The 17154-nt window shown below is 73.8% G+C and carries 14 protein-coding genes; 5 read left to right on the top strand and 9 right to left on the bottom strand.

The features are described from left to right. Positions 1 to 66 precede the first annotated feature (66 nt). Together AC3EVP_RS23130 and AC3EVP_RS23135 are read left to right on the top strand one after the other, a co-directional pair. Entirely contained in the window at positions 67 to 555 is a 489-nt protein-coding gene (locus AC3EVP_RS23130; protein WP_435132577.1) for a GNAT family N-acetyltransferase, read from the top strand. 369 nt (positions 556 to 924) lie between these two features. Next, the gene (locus AC3EVP_RS23135) at positions 925 to 2526 is read left to right on the top strand and encodes a hypothetical protein (protein ID WP_435132579.1); all 1602 of its coding nucleotides are present in this window, start codon (positions 925 to 927) and stop codon (positions 2524 to 2526) included. Between the two features lie 167 nt (positions 2527 to 2693). On the opposite strand, the gene AC3EVP_RS23140 is transcribed toward AC3EVP_RS23135, so the two are convergent. After that, positions 2694 to 3695, bottom strand: a complete 1002-nt coding sequence (locus AC3EVP_RS23140) for a hydroxyacid dehydrogenase (protein ID WP_435132582.1) — start codon at positions 3693 to 3695, stop codon at positions 2694 to 2696. Between the two features lie 465 nt (positions 3696 to 4160). On the opposite strand from AC3EVP_RS23140, the gene AC3EVP_RS23145 reads away from it, so the two are divergent. After that, positions 4161 to 5303, top strand: coding sequence for a LacI family DNA-binding transcriptional regulator (locus tag AC3EVP_RS23145; RefSeq protein ID WP_435132805.1), 1143 nt, complete (start codon positions 4161 to 4163; stop codon positions 5301 to 5303). A gap of 23 nt (positions 5304 to 5326) precedes the next feature. Here the strand turns inward: AC3EVP_RS23145 and AC3EVP_RS23150 are convergent, their stop codons facing one another. The 6 genes from AC3EVP_RS23150 to AC3EVP_RS23175 all read right to left on the bottom strand — a co-directional run bounded on the left by AC3EVP_RS23150 (position 5327) and on the right by AC3EVP_RS23175 (position 12870). Then, positions 5327 to 7141, bottom strand: a complete 1815-nt coding sequence (locus AC3EVP_RS23150) for a type IV secretory system conjugative DNA transfer family protein (RefSeq protein ID WP_435132585.1) — start codon at positions 7139 to 7141, stop codon at positions 5327 to 5329. A 4-nt stretch (positions 7142 to 7145) separates the two neighbouring features. Then, positions 7146 to 8564, bottom strand: coding sequence for an ATP-binding protein (locus tag AC3EVP_RS23155; protein ID WP_335981200.1), 1419 nt, complete (start codon positions 8562 to 8564; stop codon positions 7146 to 7148). 30 nt (positions 8565 to 8594) lie between these two features. Then, positions 8595 to 10139, bottom strand: coding sequence for an SCO6880 family protein (locus tag AC3EVP_RS23160; RefSeq protein ID WP_335981202.1), 1545 nt, complete (start codon positions 10137 to 10139; stop codon positions 8595 to 8597). Continuing rightward, positions 10136 to 11488, bottom strand: coding sequence for a hypothetical protein (locus tag AC3EVP_RS23165; RefSeq protein ID WP_435132588.1), 1353 nt, complete (start codon positions 11486 to 11488; stop codon positions 10136 to 10138). Before AC3EVP_RS23165 ends, AC3EVP_RS23160 begins: the two co-directional genes overlap by 4 nt. Then, the gene (locus AC3EVP_RS23170) at positions 11478 to 12362 is read right to left on the bottom strand and encodes a hypothetical protein (RefSeq protein WP_335981204.1); all 885 of its coding nucleotides are present in this window, start codon (positions 12360 to 12362) and stop codon (positions 11478 to 11480) included. The genes AC3EVP_RS23165 and AC3EVP_RS23170 overlap by 11 nt, the downstream gene beginning before the upstream one ends. Before the next feature lie 199 nt (positions 12363 to 12561). Next, the gene (locus AC3EVP_RS23175; protein WP_202238823.1) at positions 12562 to 12870 is read right to left on the bottom strand and encodes a hypothetical protein; all 309 of its coding nucleotides are present in this window, start codon (positions 12868 to 12870) and stop codon (positions 12562 to 12564) included. 261 nt (positions 12871 to 13131) lie between these two features. On the opposite strand from AC3EVP_RS23175, the gene AC3EVP_RS23180 reads away from it, so the two are divergent. Continuing rightward, positions 13132 to 14154: an NlpC/P60 family protein gene (locus AC3EVP_RS23180; protein WP_435132591.1), complete on the top strand. Its 1023-nt coding sequence runs from the start codon at positions 13132 to 13134 to the stop codon at positions 14152 to 14154. 227 nt (positions 14155 to 14381) lie between these two features. After that, complete coding sequence (locus tag AC3EVP_RS23185; protein ID WP_435132593.1) at positions 14382 to 15074, top strand: phosphatase PAP2 family protein; 693 nt, start codon at positions 14382 to 14384, stop codon at positions 15072 to 15074. A gap of 13 nt (positions 15075 to 15087) precedes the next feature. Here AC3EVP_RS23185 and AC3EVP_RS23190 read toward each other — a convergent pair whose 3' ends face one another. Continuing rightward, positions 15088 to 16614 (bottom strand): FAD-binding oxidoreductase, encoded by a 1527-nt coding sequence (locus tag AC3EVP_RS23190; protein ID WP_435132808.1) that lies wholly within the window; start codon positions 16612 to 16614, stop codon positions 15088 to 15090. 295 nt (positions 16615 to 16909) lie between these two features. Continuing rightward, entirely contained in the window at positions 16910 to 17089 is a 180-nt protein-coding gene (locus AC3EVP_RS23195) for a hypothetical protein (RefSeq protein ID WP_435132596.1), read from the bottom strand. Positions 17090 to 17154 lie beyond the last annotated feature (65 nt).

The following is a 17154-nucleotide window of genomic DNA, read 5'->3' on the forward strand; positions in this document are numbered from 1 at the left end:
TTTCAGCTCGGGTTCCCCGGATTTATTCGGGGGACCCGGGCTTTTTTGCGTTGTACCGTCCGGACCATGGGATACGTGATACGGCCCGCGCGGCCGGACGAGTGGGAGCAGAGCCGGGAGTTGCGGTTGGCGGCACTCCAGGACCCGGTGGCTCCGGTGGCGTTCGCGAGGACGTACGCCGAGGAGTCGGCGATGGGTGACGAACGGTGGCGGCAGCGGGCGGCCGGGGCCGGCTCGCAGCAGTTTGCCGCCGTACGTGACGGGCGCTGGGTCGGGATGACCGTGGTGGTCGAGGAGCGTCCCGACTACTTCAGCGTGAACGCGGTCTACCTGGTGCCCGGGGAACGGGGGACCGGGCTCGCCGACCGGTTGCTGGCGGCCGTCCTGGAGTGGGGCTGGCAGCGAACCGATCGGCTGCACCTGTGGGTGCACGAGAAGAACCCGCGAGCCGAGGCGTTCTACCGCCGGCACGGCTTCGCCCGGACCGGGCGGACGATGCGCTCACCGGTGGACGGGGCCTACACCGAGTACGAGTTGGCCCTCGACCGGCCCTGATCAGCGGTCCCCCGGAGTTCCGTGCGCGTTCGGTCCGCGTTCGGTTTCCGCTCCGGTCTCCCGGGCAACCGCGTTTTGTACGGTCACCTGCCAGCGCCGTTCTCCCGTGCTGCCACGGGTTTGTGACAGCAGCTACTGCACCATTGCGGCGGGGTTGACGGTGCGGAATGGTGGTCATGTGACCGGTCACTTGGGCTCCGGTTGCCGAGCTGACGCGTGCTGCACGCGTCCACAACAGGGAGGCTGCGCATGGGTACTGATGCGTCGTCCGAGAGAGCGTTAGAGGGTGAGGAGCGTCCTCCGCAGGCCGCCGGTGCGGAGAAGGACGCGAAGGGTGCGCCGGCGGCACGGAGGACCGGACGGGCGCGCGTGAGCAGGAAGGTGCTGCGGCGCGCGTCGATCCTGACGGTGGCGTCCGTGGTCGGTGTCCTGCACCTGACGGGCGGCGCCCTCGCCGACCCGCCCGGTGCGAACGGCGGGGCGCGCGCGGGCTCGTACGGGAGTGACAGCAGCGGGCAGGCGGGGCTCGGCGGCACCGGTGGCGGCCCGCAGTCCGGGGCGATCGGCATCGGCGGCGCCTTCGGCAACAGCTCCAACGGTGCTCCGGCGTCGGCCGGTATGAGCGTCGGCGACGGGAAGACCGGCGCCGGGGCGTCGTCGTACGGCGGGGGCACGAACTCGGCCGGTGCGGGCGCCTCGAAGGCCGGCCCGAGCGGCGGGCTGTCGACCGGCGACGCCACGGCGAGCGGTCCCGGGTCCGGGGCGAACTCCAACGCCGCGACCGGGAAGGGTTCGTCGTCCTCCGAGGCGTCCGGCGGCGGGCAGAGCGCGAGTGCGACGAGCGGGGCCAGCGGCAACGGCACCGCCGCCTCCGCCAGTACGAAAGGCGGCGGCTTCTCGGGCGCCAACTCCGAGTCCGGCTCGGTCGGGTCCTCCGCTGCCGCGTCCAGCGCCGACGGCAACACCTCCGCCAGCACCGCCGCGGGGCCGCTGGGCAGCGCGGGCAAGGCCGGGGTCGGGGTGAGCGGTGCGTCGGCGAGCACCTCGGCGGCCGGTACGTCCTCCGCCGGCACCGAGGCGGGCGGCAGCCAGGCGCAGGCGTCCGCGAGCAGTCCCTCGGGGCCGACCTCGGCCACGTCCACCGGGATCGGCAGTCCGTACGGCGGGGTCTCCTCGGCGACGGCCTCCGCGCCCGACGGCGGTACGGCGACCGCCCAGGCGCCAGGTACGGCACCCGCCAGCATCTCCGGTCCGCCCGGAACCAGCGTGTCGGCCAGCGCCTACAGCGGGGCGATAGCCGGCACCCCCGGAGCGATGATCGGATCGCCGTGGGGCGCCACCACGACGTCGACCTCGGCTCCTGCCGACGCGGCGCCCGCGGCCCCGGCCGCTCCCGCGGCCCCGGCCGCCCCTGCGGATTCGGCGCCCGCCGACTCCGCACCGGCCTCGGCGCCCGCCGACTCCGCACCTGCCGACTCGGCGCCTGCCGCACCGGCTGCTCCGGCGGGAGACGCGGCTGCCGCGTCGGCACCCGGCGACGACGGCTCCTCGGACACCGCGTCCGCGGACGCGGGCAGCCCGGCCGGCGACGACGGCTCCTCCGAGGCCGCCGGGGACAGCGGCGCGTCCGCGGACGGAGCCTCCGCCGACGGAGCTTCGTCCGATGGCGGCTCCTCCGACGCGGGCGACTCCGGCGCTTCGGCCTCCGCCGGTGACGGCGGGTCGTCCGACGGCGGCTCCTCCGATGGCGGTGACGGCGGCTACGGAGGCAGCGACGGCGGTTCTTCCGCGTCCGGCGGCTACGGCGGCGGCTCCGACGGTGGTTACGGCGGAGGCGACGGTGGGGGCGGCGACGGCGGCGGTTCCGGTGGCTACGGCGGCGGCTCCGGCAGCGGAGGCGACGGCGGTGGTGGCGACGGAGGGGGCTCCGGCGGTGGTGACGGTGGTGGCTCCGGCGGGGGCGGCGAGTAGGACGCGTCCCGTACGCGGCAGGCCCCGGGCGGTGACCCGTAGGGGCTGAACCGGGCGACCGGCCACAGCATCGCCGTGGCCGGCCGCACGCCACCCGCCGCCCGCCGGCGCTACGGGCGCAACACCCCACCCGCCGACCCTGCGCTCACGCGGATCTCACGCGGACCTCACGCGATCCGCGTGAGATCCGCGGCCTGGACGCCCCCGCGCAGCGGCTCCCCCTTGATCCAGCGCTCCACCTCGTCGACCGCGTAGGCGCCGAGCCGTTGGACCTCGCTGCCCTGGCAGCCGGCGATGTGCGGGGTGATCAGGACGTTCCGCAGGGAGAGCAGCGGGTGGCCGACGGGCAGCGGCTCGGGGTCGGTGACGTCGATGTAGGCGTCGATCCGTCCGCTGCCGCACTCGTGGGTGAGCGCGTCGGTGTCCATGAGCCGGCCCCGTGCGCTGTTGATGACGGCCGCGCCGTCCCGGAGCAGGGCGAGGCGTTCCGCGTTGAGCAGGTGCCGGGTCTCGGGGAGGTCGGGCGCGTGCACGGTGACGATGTCGCTGAGCCGGCACAGGTCGTCGAGGTCGACGAGCGTGGTGCCCAGGGCCTCGGCCTCCTCGGCGCTGACGTAGGGGTCGGCCAGCAGGACCCGGAAGTCCGCCGCGGCGGCGGTCAGGCGGGCGATGACGCCGCGTCCGATCCGCGAGGCGCCGATCACGCCGACGGTCGCGCCGTCGGCGCCCTGCCGCAGGCGCATCGCGGGTTCGCGTCCCGCGACGTAACCGGCGGCGGTGCCGAGCGCGCGGTGGGAGGCGAGCCAGATCGTGGCCATGGTGTACTCCACGACCGGTGCGGCGTTGGCGTCGGCGGCCGAGGAGACGGCGATGCCGCGTGCCCAGACCTCCGGGGTGGCGTGGTGGCGCACGCTGCCCGCCGCGTGGATGGCGGCGGCCAGCCGCGGCATGCGGTCGAGCGTCGCGGTGTCAAGCACCGGGCAGCCCCAACCGGTCAGCAGCAGCCGGGCGCCGGCCAGCGCGTCGGCGGCCTCGGGGGCGGTCGGGTCGGTGACCGTGCCGGGGTGGACGTCGGCGAGCGCCTCGAGCCGGGCGCGCAGAGCGGTGGGCAGGACCAGGTCCACGATGTCGGGCCGCATCGCCAGCACCAGCTTCGGCCGCTCCGCCATGTCTGCTCCCTGCGTGTGGTGGTCGTGGTGGTGCTGCCTGTCCGCGTCCGTGCGGCCGGGGTGCGTGCACGGTGCCTGCCGGGTCCGAGCTGGTCCGGGCGGGTCCGCGCGGTGTCCCCGTGGCGGCCGCGGTCGGCTGCCCGCTGTCCCGAGTCGGCGTGTAACCGGTTACCGCGTCTGACGCGAAGCCTAGGTCGCCGCCCGGGGGGCGGTCAACGGCGCCATCGTGCCCAGGGCCGCCATGGCGGCGGTATCCTGCGGGTCAGGCGCGGAATCCGGCCACGGTACGGGGCCTGCCGCGGGCCCGATGTGCCGGTGCGGCCGCCCGAGGTCGGGCCGTAACCGGTTAGATTAAGAGCCCGGGATGCCGGGTATCCGCCGGTCGTCGCGGCACCAGTACGCTGGGCGGCGGCGCGGTGGGCGTGCGGGCGGCTGCGACGGGACTGCGGACTGCGGATGGCGGAGATGGCGGAGCGTTCATCAGGGCCGGAGCTGGACCCGGGGCCGGGCGGCCGGGCGGGCCGGGGCAGCGGTCGGAGCACCATCCGGGACGTCGCCGATCGTGCGGGGGTGTCCGTCGCGACCGTCTCCCGGGTGCTGGCCGGAAACCACCCCACGTCGGCCGCGGCCCGCGCGAAGGTGCTGCGGGCGGTGAAGGACCTCGACTACGTCATCGACGGCCGGGCCCGGGCGCTGGCCGGCACCGGCCCGAAGACCATCGCGGTGGTCGTCTCCTCGGTGGACAGCGCCTTCTACACCGGTATCGCGCAGGGCGTGGAGCAGGAGGCCGCGGCGCGCGGCCGGCTGTGCCTGGTGTGCAGCCACGGCGGGGACGAGGCACGCGAGCTGGCGCTGCTCCAGATGATGCGCGAGCAGCGCGCGGAGTTCGTGGTGCTGGTCGGCGGTGTCGTCGAGGACGAGCGCTACCGGGCGCGCCTGGCGCAGTACGCGCACAGCCTGGCCGCGGCCGGCTCCCGGCTGGTGCTGTGCGGGCGGTCGGCGCCCAGCCCCGACATGCCGGTGCTGGTGGTGGAGTACGACAACGAGGCCGGCGCGTACGCGGTGGTCAGCCACCTGCTGTCGGCCGGGCACCGCGACATCCTCTTCCTGGGCGCGCTGCCGGGGCACTCCACCATCGAGCAGCGGATCAGCGGCTACCGGCGGGCGCTGGCCGACCATGGCGCAGGGGCGGCCGCCGAGCGGATCGCCGGGGTGGGGCTGCGCCGCGCGGACGGCCACGCGGCGATGCGGCAGCTTCTCGCGGACTGCGGCGGGCGCCCGGAGTTCACCGCGGTCTTCGCCGGTGACGACCATGTGGCGGCGGGCGCGATGGCGGCGCTGCGCGAGTACGGTCTGCGCACCCCGGGGGACGTCTCGGTCGTCGGCTACAACAACGACGGCCTGGCGCAGGACCTCAACCCGCCGCTGACCACGGTGAACATCCCGTCGTACGAACTGGGCCGGGAGTCGGTGAGGTTGGCGCTCGCGGAGAAGGCGGTGCGGGTGCCGGGAGGTGGGCCCCGGGTGTCGGTGCAGAGCCGCCACCTGCTGGGGACGCACCTGGTGCTGCGCGAGTCGGTGGGCCCGCCGCCCGCGCCGCGGGGCTGAAGCGGCGGCCGGGTGGCCCCCGGTCAGTGGATGCGGACGGCGTCCGGGACGGTGGGCGGGAGTGCCTCTGCGGTGGCGTCGCCGAGCGCGAGCCGCAGGTCGGCCTGCTGCCACAGCGGTGACCGCCAGCGGGCGGTGCCCTGTTCGGGCGAGCGCAGTACCGCGAGGGTCGGCAGCCCGGCGGCGCGGCCCTCGGCGAGGAGCACGGGAAGTTCGGGGACCGGGGCGAGTGCCGCGACGTCGTCGAGGACGAACGTCATTGGTGGGTCGAGCCGACCGGCGGGTGACCTTCCGGCCATGCGCCGGCCGTGCTCGACCACGCTGGAGACGAGTGCGGTCAGCAGGGGCATCGCACCCGGATGGGAACGCGGGTCCTCGATCCGTTCACCCACCACGTAGAGCGTTCCCCGTTCGGCGGTGAACGACTCCAGGTCGAGGCCGCCGGACTTGGCGGGGGTGCAGGCGTCGCGGATGTGCACCGAGCTCAGCGGTTCCAGGGCGCGCCGGATCAACGCCTGGGCGGCGTCCCGGCGTTCGGGGTGGGCGTGCAGCACCGACTCCAGTTCGCCGCTCCAACCCGAGGCGGCGGCGCGGTCGCTGCGCAGCACACGGACCGCCTCGCCGGCGCTCGACCCGCCCGCGGACCACCGCTGCACCTGGCGGAACGGCCGGCCGTCCACGGCGGCCGCGTGCAGCCAGCAGCGCAGCAGCGTCACGGCGGCGTCGTGCACGATCGCCTCGTCGGCGCGGGCGGTGCGCAGCGGGGCGAGCAGCGCGGCCGCGCGGGTGCGGGCGGTGTCGGGCCGTTCGCAGCCGCCGTGCGGTGCCCACCGCAGCCGGCCGGGCACGTCCACCAGGTGGGCGGGGTCGAAGACGTGCACGGGGCCGAGCTTCGCCCGGTTGCCGGCGGTCTGGTGGTAGGTGTCGGGGTCGGCGGTGGTCACCACCACCGGGCCGGCGGCGGCCAGCACGGCCGGCTGTACGACCTGCTTGGCCTTGTCGCCGCGCGGCGCGGCGAAAAGCGCGTAGGTGCGGGTGATCTCGCCGTCGGCGAGCGCGGCCAGGGGTGCGGCGGCGGCCGGGCCGGGCGCCGGGCCGGCCGCGGCGGTGGCCGCGCCGGTGGGTACCAGGCCCTCGGCGTGCACCGGGGGGATCTGCGTGGTCGGGGCGTCCTCGGCGGCAGGGGCGCCGGGCGGGCCGGGGGGCACCGCGCGCGGCACCGTACGGAACCAGGCGTCCAGGCTCTCGTCGCCGCCGCGGGCGTACGACGGCGGTGCGGTGCGGCGGCGCGGTGCGGGTACCTCCGCGGGGGAGGCGCCGTCCTGTCCGCCCTGCTTCCCGGGCGCAAGCGCGTCGCCGTCGCCGCCGTCGTACTCGTCCTCGGCCTCGTAGCCGGCAGCGTCCTCGGCGTCCTCGGCGTGGTACCCGGACGCCTCCTGCGCGGGGTCCGGGGTGCGGGCGGCGCGGCGGGGTGTCCGGGTGCGGGGCGGGCGTTTGCCGCGCAGCCGGGCCACCGTGTTCAGCAGCCAGACGACGAAGACGACCAGCAGCGCGATCTGCGCGGCGAGCACCCACCAGAAAAGCTGCGCCCCCGGCAGCTGCCCGCGGGGCACCTGGGGCCAGGCGGTGGCCATGTCGTGCGGCTGCGTCACGAGGAAGCGCATCGCGTGGGGGGTGCGGGTGAAGCGCACGCCCTGCGGCCAGGAGCCGTGGGCGAGCACCGCGGCGATTCCGGTCGCCGTCCACACCAGCAGGGTCACGCCGAGCAGGAGGCCGATGATCCCGACGATCAGGCCGTCGGGCAGGCCCCCTGTGCTCTCCTTCTTCCGGGCCGCCATGACCTCACGCCACCGCGTCGTCTGCCAGGTGCTTGGCGAGGGCGGCCTTCGCCGCGTGCGCCTCGGCCCGGGCCTCGGCCTCGGCTTCCGCCTCGGCCTCGATGCCGGCGAGGTGGTCCTGCGAGGACTCCGTCATCGCCCGGTCGGTGAAGACCAGGGGCCGTTCGGCCTCGGTGATCAGGTGCTTGACCACCTGTACGTTGCCGTTGACGTCCCACACCGCGATGCCGGGGGTGAGGGTGGGGATGATCTCCACCGCCCAGCGCGGCAGTCCCAGCACGCGGCCGGTGGCTCTCGCCTCGTCGGCCTTCTGGGCGTAGATGGTGCGGGTGGAGGCCATCTTCAGGATCGCCGCCGCCTCCTTGGCGGCGGCGCCGTCCACGACGTCGGACAGGTGGTGCACCACCGCCACGAAGGACAGGCCGAGCCGCCGGCCGAACTTCAGCAGCCGCTGGAAGAGCTGGGCGACGAACGGGGAGTTGATGATGTGCCAGGCCTCCTCGACCAGGAAGATGCGCTTCTTCCGGTCCGGCCTGATCCAGGTGTGCTCCAGCCACACGCCCACGATCGCCATCAGGATCGGCATCGCGATGGAGTTGCGGTCGATGTGGGAGAGGTCGAAGACGATCAGCGGCGAGTCCAGGTCGATGCCGGCGCTCGTCGGGCCGTCGAACATGCCGCGCAGGTCGCCGTCGACCAGCCGGTCCAGCACCAGCGCCACGTCCAGGCCCCAGGCGCGGACGTCGTCCAGGTCGACGTTCATCGCCTCGGCGGACTCCGCCACCGGGTGCCGCAGCCGCTCCACGATGTCGTTGAGGATCGGCTGGCGGTCCGTCACCGACTCGGCGACGTAGCTGTGCGCGACTTTCAGCGCGAAGCCGGACCGCTCGTCCAGGCCGCGGCCGAGGGCCACCTCGATGATGGTGCGCAGCAGCGCGAGCTGCCCGGTGACGGTGATCGCCGGGTCCAGCGGGTTGAGTTTGATGCCGCCGTCCAGGGCGGCCATCGGGTCCAGCCGGATCGGGGTCAGGCCCAGGGCCTGCGCGATCAGGTTCCACTCGCCGACGCCGTCCTCGCCCTGCGCGTCGAGCACCACGACCTGGCGGTCCTTGAACCGCAGCTGCCGCATCACGTAGGTCTTCTCCAGCGCCGACTTGCCGTTGCCGGACTCGCCGAGCACCAGCCAGTGCGGGGCGGGCAGCTGCTGGCCGTAGAGCTGGAACGGGTCGTAGATGTACCCCTTCCCGGAGTACACCTCGCGGCCGATGATCACACCGGAGTCGCCGAGGCCGGGCGCGGCGGTCGGCAGGTAGACCGCCTGCGCCTGGCCGGTGGAGGTGCGGACGGGCAGCCGGGTGGTCTCGACCCGGCCGAACAGGAAGCTGGTGAACGCGTCGGTGATCGCAGCCAGAGGGTCCAGCATGGGCATCGGTGGCCTCCTCCTCCGGGCGGGCTAGCGGCGGATGCCGGTAGCGAACGGCAACGTGTTCACGAAGGCCCGGTGGTGTTCACGATCGCACCATTCGAGCTTCAAATACGACTTACCCGCGGAAGCGCGGATGGTGCGCTTGTCGCGCGCCAGCGCTTCGGGGGAGCGCGCGGAGACCGTGATGTAGCCGACCAGGTTGACCCCGGCGGCGCCGCTGGCCAGGTCCTCGCCGCGCTGGTCGATCCGGCCGTGGTGGGCGACGTCCCGCGGGTCGACCACCCGGTTCATCTTCGCGGCGCGGCTCGCCTCGGCGTCGTCGTTGGTCTTCTCCGTCAGCATCCGCTCGATCGCGACGTCCGTGGGCTCCAGGTCCATGCAGACCGCGACGGTGCGGATCACGTCCGGGGTGTGCACCAGCAGCGGCGCGAGGAAGTTGACGCCCACCGGCGTCATCGGCCACTCCTTGACCCACGCGGTGGCGTGGTGCCAGGGCGCGCGGGTGCTGGACTCCCGGGTCTTCGCCTGGAGGAACGTCGGCTCGGTGGCGTCCAGTTCGGCCGGCCACGCGTTGCGGCGGGTCATCGCCTGGATGTGGTCGATCGGGTGGTCCGGGTCGTACATCGAGTGCACCAGCGACGCCAGCCGGGCCTGGCCGAGCGGCTGCCGGACCCGGATGTCGGCCTCGGCGAGGCGGGCGCAGATGTCGTTGAGCTCGCGCGCCATCACCGCGGCCAGACCGGCGTCCTTGTCCACCCGGGCACCACGGTGCGGGGTCGCGCGGGCCATCGCGTTGCCCTCGGCGGCCAGTTCGCGGGTGAAGTGCATGCACGCCACCAGGTAGGCGCGGTGCTGCTCGGAGGAGGTCGACACCATCGACTGGAGCTGGTCGTAGGAGTCCTGGAGCCAGCGCGGGGCGTCCGGTTCGCCGCGCTGCGCGACGTCCTTGGCGTGTGCGTCGGGGTCGGCCGGCAGCGTACGGGCGAGCATCTGAAGGCGCGTCACGAAGCCGTCGCCGTTGGCCACGTGCTTGAGCAGCGTGCCGAAGCGCTCCACCAGGGCTTCCTGGTCCTCGCTGTCGCGCAGCCCGACGCCGGGGCCCTCGATCTCGATCGCCGCGGTGACGGTGCGGCGGTCGACGTGCAGCAGCACCGCCATCTCGTCCGGCCCGAACGGCGCGGCCAGCCAGGTGATCCGGCCGATGCCCGGCGGCGGCCCGACCTCGACCTCCTTGCCGTCCAGCGAGGTGCCCGCCTCCTGCGCCGAGGAGCGGTACGTCGGGGAGACCCGCAGGGTGCGGCGGTAGGCCCGGTTGATCTCGAACCAGCGGTAGAACGTGCGGCGCCGGTAGGGCATGTACACCGCGGCGAGCGCCAGTACCGGCCAGCCGACCAGGCCGATGATGCGCAGCAGCAGCACCGGGATGAGCAGGCCGGACATCATGCCCAGCGCCGCCCCGACGATGATCAGCGCGATCTCGCCGGTCTCGCGGTTCTTGCCGACGATCGCGTTGGGGCGCGCCTTGCCGATCAGGTATGTGCGGCGCGGTTGGGCGAACGGCTGGGTCGTCATCGGCGCTCACCTCCTTGGGAAGAGCCTTTGTTCGAACCCGGTGCCGGTCCGCGGCCGGGGCCGGACCGGTACGGGGAGCCGCCGAGCGGGCCGCTGCCCGAGCCGCCGCCCGAGCTGCCGGAGCCGCCAGAGCCGCCGGAGCCGCCGCGCGTGCTGTGCGCGGCCATGCCGCCGGCCACCGGGTTGGCGGGCTGGCCGCCGCCCTGGGCCTGCTCCTGCGGGCCGCCGCGGGCGCTGTGCGTGGTGATGCCCTGCCGGACCAGCGCGGCCGGCGAGGAGATCACCGCGGCCGCCGAGCTCTGGCCGCTCGCCTTGCGGTTGTTGCGCAGGCTGACCACGTCGTCGCCGAAGCCGGGCACGAAGCGGTAGATCATGGCGCTGGCGAAGATCGCCAGCAGGATGATCGCCAGGCCGGAGACGACCGCGGAGAACGAGTCCGGGCCGTTCTTCGACCCCGACAGGGCGCCGGCCAGGCCCAGCACGATCACGATCACCGGCTTCACCAGGATCACCGCGATCATGATGCCGGCCCAGCGCCTGACGTGGTGCCACATGTTCTTGTCCACCAGGCCCGCGTAGACCGCGGTGCCCAGCAGCGCGCCGACGTACAGCAGCGCGGCGCGGATCACCAGCTCCAGCCAGAGCACGCCCGCGGCCAGTACCGACACCAGCGAGACCACGATCAGCATGACCGGGCCGCCGCCGATGTCGTCGCCCTTCTTCAGGGCGCCGGAGAACGAGCCGAAGAACACGTCGGTGTTCGACTTGGTGCCCGACGAGATCACGTCGGTCACCGCGTCCGTGGCCGAGACCACGGTGTAGAGCACCAGCGGGGTGAAGGCGGAGGCGAGCACGGTCAGCCACAGGAAGCCGACCGCCTCGGTGAGCGCCTCGGTCATCGGCACCCCGCGCACCGCGCGCTTGGCGACGGCCAGCAGCCACAGGATCAGGGTGAGGATGGTGGAGGCGGCGAATACGACGGCGTACTGCCGCAGGAACTCGGTGTTGGTGAAGTCGACTTCGGTGGTCTTCGTCACCGCGGTGGACAGCTTGTCGATGGTCCAGGAGGCGGCTTCGGCGCAGCCCTTGCCGAGGGAGGTGAGCGGGTCGAGGCTGCTGGTGCCGCTGTCGCCCTTCGGTGAGACGGGCGTGGTGCCGCTGTTGCAGTAGTCCTTGGTCGGACCGGACAGCAGGCTGCAGGTGTCGTTGGTCGCCGAGGCGGACGGGGTCGGCGTCGGCGTGGCCGAGGGGTCCGCCATCGCGCGCGTCGCGGCGGTCCACAGGACCGTCTGCACGGCGACGACGGCTGCCGACAGGGGCAGGAGCCGGGTGCGGGCGCTACCGCGCATAGGTGAACCCTCCGTACTGCTGTACGGCACCCGCGATCTGGTCCGCCGTGGCGATCTGCTGGTCCCCGCTGACCGGCGCGGGCCCGTCCTGCTGGCTGGACGAGGCGATCTTCCAGTCGCCGCCCGAGCCTGCCGAGCCGCCTGAACCTCCCGACCCCGTCCTGCCCGGCGCCGACGCCTGCCACACCAGCTTCTCGGTGATGGTGAACCAGGAGGCGGTGACGGGCTTGGTGGAGTCCTTGCCGGCCAGGCCGGCCAGCGCGGTGCACCAGACCTCCACGGTCGCCGCGTCCGCGCTGCTCGCGGTGGTCTTCGTGCCGACCGGGATGGTCCGGGAGACCAGGGTCAGGCCCTGGGGCGCGGAGCCGTCCGGGTTGAGGCCGAGGGCCTTTATCGCGCCCGCGGAGTACGCCTGGTCGAGTGACGTCTGCAGGGACGCGGTCGCCGACGGGGCGTATACGGTGGCCACGATCCGGTGCCGGGTGGCGGTGTCGAACATGTCGACGCCGCCGAGGGCCACCGCGTAGTTGGCCGCGGCGGACTGGGCGCCCTGCTGGGTGTGGGCGAAGCCGGCCGGGATGCCGTTCGACGAGCCGGTGACGGGCAGTTCGCCGGTCGGCGCGGTGGCGGTGGCGGAGCTCTTCGCGGCGGAGCCGCCGCTCCCGCTGCTGCCGCCGGAGCCGGCGTCGTCGGTGCTGGAGGAGGAGCCGCCGCCGCGGGTGGCGAACGCCAGCGCCGCGATGAGCACGACGATGACGCCCACGACGGTGACCAGGGCGCGCCGCGGCTGCGGGCGCCGCCCGGCCGGGCCGTGCGTGCCGTGGCCCTCGGGGAACCGGGTCCGGGTCGGGGGACCGTCCTGGCCGAGGCTCATCGTGCGGTCGCCCCCCGGGGCGCCGCGGGCACGGCGCGGAGGCGCGCGGCACGGCGGGGCGAGTCGCTGGGAACGACAGCGCTGCTTGGTTGAGTGGGCATCAGCACGCAGCCTCGGTCGGGACGGTGGAGCCTGGGACGGGCTCCGGGGGGAACAGGGGCACCCGCGGGTGCCGGTACGGCGGTTTCGCCCGGACGGGCTAGATCGCCATGCCGTAGACGATGGTGAACAGCGTGCCGAGGGAACCGATGATGAACACGCCGGTGAGCCCGGCGATGATCAGTCCCTTGCCCTGCTCCGCGCTGAAGGTGTCGCGCAGTGCGGTCGCGCCGATCCGTTGCTTGGCCGCGCCCCAGATGGCCAGGGCCAGGCACAGCAGGATCGCCACTGCCATGACCACCTCGACCATCACACGCGCTTCGTTGCCGAGGGAACCGAAGGGTCCCCAGTCCGGGGCGATGCCACCGATGATGGTGTTGATGTCGCCCTTCGCCGCTGCCAGATACATGTAACTCACCACCCCGCTCGATCAGTTGGCTCCCTCGCCGGGGCGCAAGGGGCCATCGTCTATCTTGACGGAGGATTCCGCTCTTGGATGTCGACTGGGCGACTTTCTCAGCGGATTGTCCGTGTGATCCGCCCCGCAGCAGCCACACTGGTGAACGGACCGGTGTTCGAGGGATACAGACGACTACTGTGTGTATCACGAGCATCACGTTAGGGCAACGAAGAGCGTGGGATCGTCCAAGGACCGGAAGGGTGGGGACTCGTGCGCCGGATCTGGCTCGTCGTCATCATCGCGCTGGGCCTGTGCTTTTCGTTCCTCGCGCTGCTCGTGGTGGGCACCTTCTCGGCCGCGGCGGGGCTGAGCGACGACGAGAACGGCCAGGCGGTGACGCTGGCTCAGGGCGCGGTGCCGGCCGAGTACGAGCCGCTCGTGGCGAAGTGGGGCAACCTGTGCGCGGCGCTCGACCCGGCGCTGCTGGCCGCGCAGCTGTACCAGGAGAGCGGCTGGAACGCGCACGCGCAGAGCGGGGCCGACGCGCAGGGCATCGCGCAGTTCATCCCGGGCACCTGGGCCACCCACGGCATCGACGCCAACGGCGACGGCAAGGCCGACGTGTGGGACCCGCAGGACGCGATCCCCTCGGCCGCCAGTTACGACTGCCAGCTGGCCTCCTACGTCAAGAACGTGCCCGGTGACAACACCGACAACATGCTGGCCTCCTACAACGCCGGCGCCTACGCGGTGATCAAGGCCGGCGGCGTCCCGCCGTACGCCGAGACGCAGCACTACGTGAAGATCATCCGCACGCTCGCGGAGAGCTTCGCGGCGCCGGTCGCCCGGTTGCAGCCGAGCCAGCAGGCCGCGGGTGCGATCACCTACGCGCAGTCGAAGCTCGGCACGAAGTACCTGTGGGGCGGCGAGGGCACGGCGGCGCAGGGCGGGCGGTTCGACTGCTCGGGGCTGACGCAGGCGTCGTACCGCGCGGTCGGGGTGACCCTGCCGCGGGTGGCCAACGACCAGTGGAACGCCGGGCCGCACCCGAGCCGCGCCGAGCTGCTCCCGGGCGACCTGGTCTTCTTCGCCTACGATCTGAGCGACCCGCGCTCCATCCACCACGTCGGGATCTACGTGGGCGGCGGGTACATGATCGACGCGCCGCACACCGGTGCGGTGATCCGGTTCGACCCGATCGACTCGCCCGACTACATCGGCGCGACGCGGGTCACCGAGGGCGGGGCGCAGGCGCTGCCCACCGCCTCGGCCGCGGCCTCAACCGCCTCCTGACGGCCCGTCGCGGCGCCGCGGCGGCGGCCGGGCCGCCCGTTCGTACGACTGTTCTGCCTGGTCACCCTTGCATAACAGCATGGTGATCATCTGGCGAAGACCGGAACGCTACGTAGTGTGCCGGCCGTTGTACGGGGGAGAATGGGGCGAGACGCAAGCGACGGGGGTTGCGCACGAGCCGACCGTGGACGCATGTTCCGTGCGTTGCCCGATGAGGGGTGGACCCGATGGCGAAAGTCGCAGGCGACACTGTGAACCCCGACGTCAGCCTGCTGCGCGAGGTCAACGGCCTGTCCGGGCACACCCCGCACGGCGTGGACCGCGCGGTCGAGTGGATCGGCGGGTACGGCCTGGTCGCGCTGGCGTTCGTGCTGGCCCTGTGGTGCTGGTGGCGGGTGGCGCGGCGCGCCGAGGACGCGCCGGCCGCGGTCGCCGGGGTGCTGTGGTCGGGCCTGGCCGCCGGTGCCGCCACCCTGCTGGACCTGCCGATCCGGGCCCTGGTGCAAAGACCCCGGCCCTACGTCGACCACGACGGCCTGCGGGTGCTGGTGCACGACGGCGGCTACTCCTTCGTCAGCGTGCGCAGCGCGGTCATCGCCGCGGTCGCGGTCGGCCTGTTCACGGTGGACCGCAGGTTCGGCGCGATCGCGCTGCTCGCGGCCCTCGCCGAGGGGTTCTGCGACATCTACGTCGGCACGTACTACCCGACCGACGTGGTCGGCGGGTTCGCGCTCGGCGCCGCGACCGCCCTGCTGCTGACCGCGCCCGCGCTCGCACTGCTGACCGCGCTCACCACCCGGCTCTCCCGCGGCCGCGCCGCCCCCCTGGTCCGCGCCGCCCCCGGCCCCACCCCCACCGCCCGCCGCCTCGACCCACGCGAAATCGGCCACCACGCCACCGACAAGGACCTCGCGGCGTAGCCCCGGCGGCCCGTCACAGGGCCTGGGGGAAGTCGAAGAGGCGGGTGGGGTCGAGTTGCTTCTTCAGGGCCGTCAGGCGGGCGGCGTTCGGGCCGTAGTAGGCGGTGCGCCAGTCGGTCAGGGACGGGTCGGTGTAGTTCTGGTAGGCGCCGCCGGAGGCGTAGCGGCGCATCGCGGTGTGGGTGGAGTTCAGCCAGGTGGTGTCGGCCAGGGCGTGGGAGGCGAGGTACTGGGCGAGGAAGCGTGAGCTGCGGTGCGCGAAGGCGGTGGCGGTGGCCGAGGGGCGGTTGACCGCGCCGCCCAGCGCGGTGAGGGCGATGCTGCCGGCCCCGCCCCCGGACCGCCCGGCGAGCTGCTGGACCTGAGCCAGGAGGGCCTGGACGCCGCCGTCCGGGAGGTTCACGTCGTAGAAGTCCGAGCGCGCGGTGTACGTGTCCCGCTCCAGGCTGCCGGCCGGCGCCAGGTGGCACTGGGCGGCGCTGCGGCCCTCGCAGCCGGCGTAGGAGAACATCGCGTCGACGTAGGTGTGCGGCCGCAGCGAGACCGAGGCGGCGGGGGAGCCGACCGCGGTGGCCAGCCGGTCCGCGGCCGCGGCGAGGTCGTCGCGGGAACCGGTGGACGTCATCGCCACCGAGACGGTCGGGGTCTGGCCGACCGTGCAGTTCAGGTCGAGCGCGGACCAGATGTGGTCCGGCAGGTCCGGGCCCCAGCTCTGCCAGCCGCGGACGAGGTCGGCGGCGCGGCTCCACGGCCAGGTCAGGTAGCCGGTGACGACGTCCGGCACCGGGTGGGTGGCGAACGTCAGGGACGTCACCACCCCGAAGTTGCCGTTGCCGGCGCCGCGCAGCGCCCAGAAGATGTCGGGTTCGGCGTCGGCCGAGACCTCGTGGCTGCGGCCGTCGGCGGTGATCAGCGTCGCACCGGTGAGGTTGTCGCAGGTCAGCCCCATCGAACGGCTCATCACGCCATGGCCGCCGCCGAGTGCGAGCCCGGAGACGCCCACTGACGGGCAGGAGCCGCCCGGCACCGTCCTGCCCTGCTGGGCAAGGGTGTTGTAGACGTCGATGAGCTTCGCGCCCGCGCCGAGCGTGGCGGTGGTGCCGTCCAGCCGGATCGAGTCGAGCTTCGAGACGTCCACGATCAGGCGGCCGTCGCCGCTGGACCAGCCCGCGTACGAGTGGCCGCCGCTGCGGACCACCGGAGTCGTGCCGGTGCGGCGGGCGAAGTCCAGGCAGGTGCGGATGTCGTCGGCGCCGGTGACGTACGCGACCGCCGCCGGGCGCAGCGAGTCGAACCGGGTGTTGTACAGGCGGTGGTCGAGCTCGTAGGCGCTGTCCTGCGGGCGGACCAGGGTGCCGTCCAGGGACTTCGCCAGCGCCGGCCAGTCCGGCTTCACCGGGGAGGCGGTCGCCGAGGCCAACGGGGTCGCGGACGTGGCGGCCGTCGAACCCGGCGTGCCGGACGGGGCTTTCGCGTCGTCCCCGCCGTCGTCGTCGCACCCGCTCAGTACGGTCGCCGCCAGCGCTCCGCCGCCCGCCATCAGCGCGGTGCGCCGCGGGAGTCCGCGGGGGCTGCCGCCCCGGTTCGGGCTGTCGGACCGGGCCGTGCGTTCCACCGTTGCCACCCTCGCGTCAGGCCCTCCGGCGCGGGAGGTGGGTGCCTTCTCCCGCACCCGTGCCGCTCAGAATCCCAAGACGCCGCACCCCCGTTGCCGGTTGCGGGTTTTTGCGGGCGGTGCCGGTCGGTGGCGGGTGGGGGCGCCCCGGACCGGGCGCCGTTCCTCCGGGGAGTGCCCCGTTCCTCCGGGGCCCTGCTCCTCCGGGAGTGCCCCGTTCCTACCCGGAGTGCTCCGCGGCGTCGCGGCGGGCGCGGTCGCGGGCACGGCGGGCGGGCCCCTTCCAGCCGCAGGAGCAGCGCGCGGACGCGAAGGACCCGCGCTCGACGACGGTCACCTCATGGCGGCTGCCTCCGCCGGCGGCACCCGCGGCGGTGGTGGACGATCCGGGGTCGGACACGCCTCAACCGTAACGGGCGTGACGGCCCGCTCAAGACCGTCGTTATCCGGGTGAGACCCAGCCGG

The organism is Actinacidiphila sp. bgisy144, from assembly GCF_057708105.1.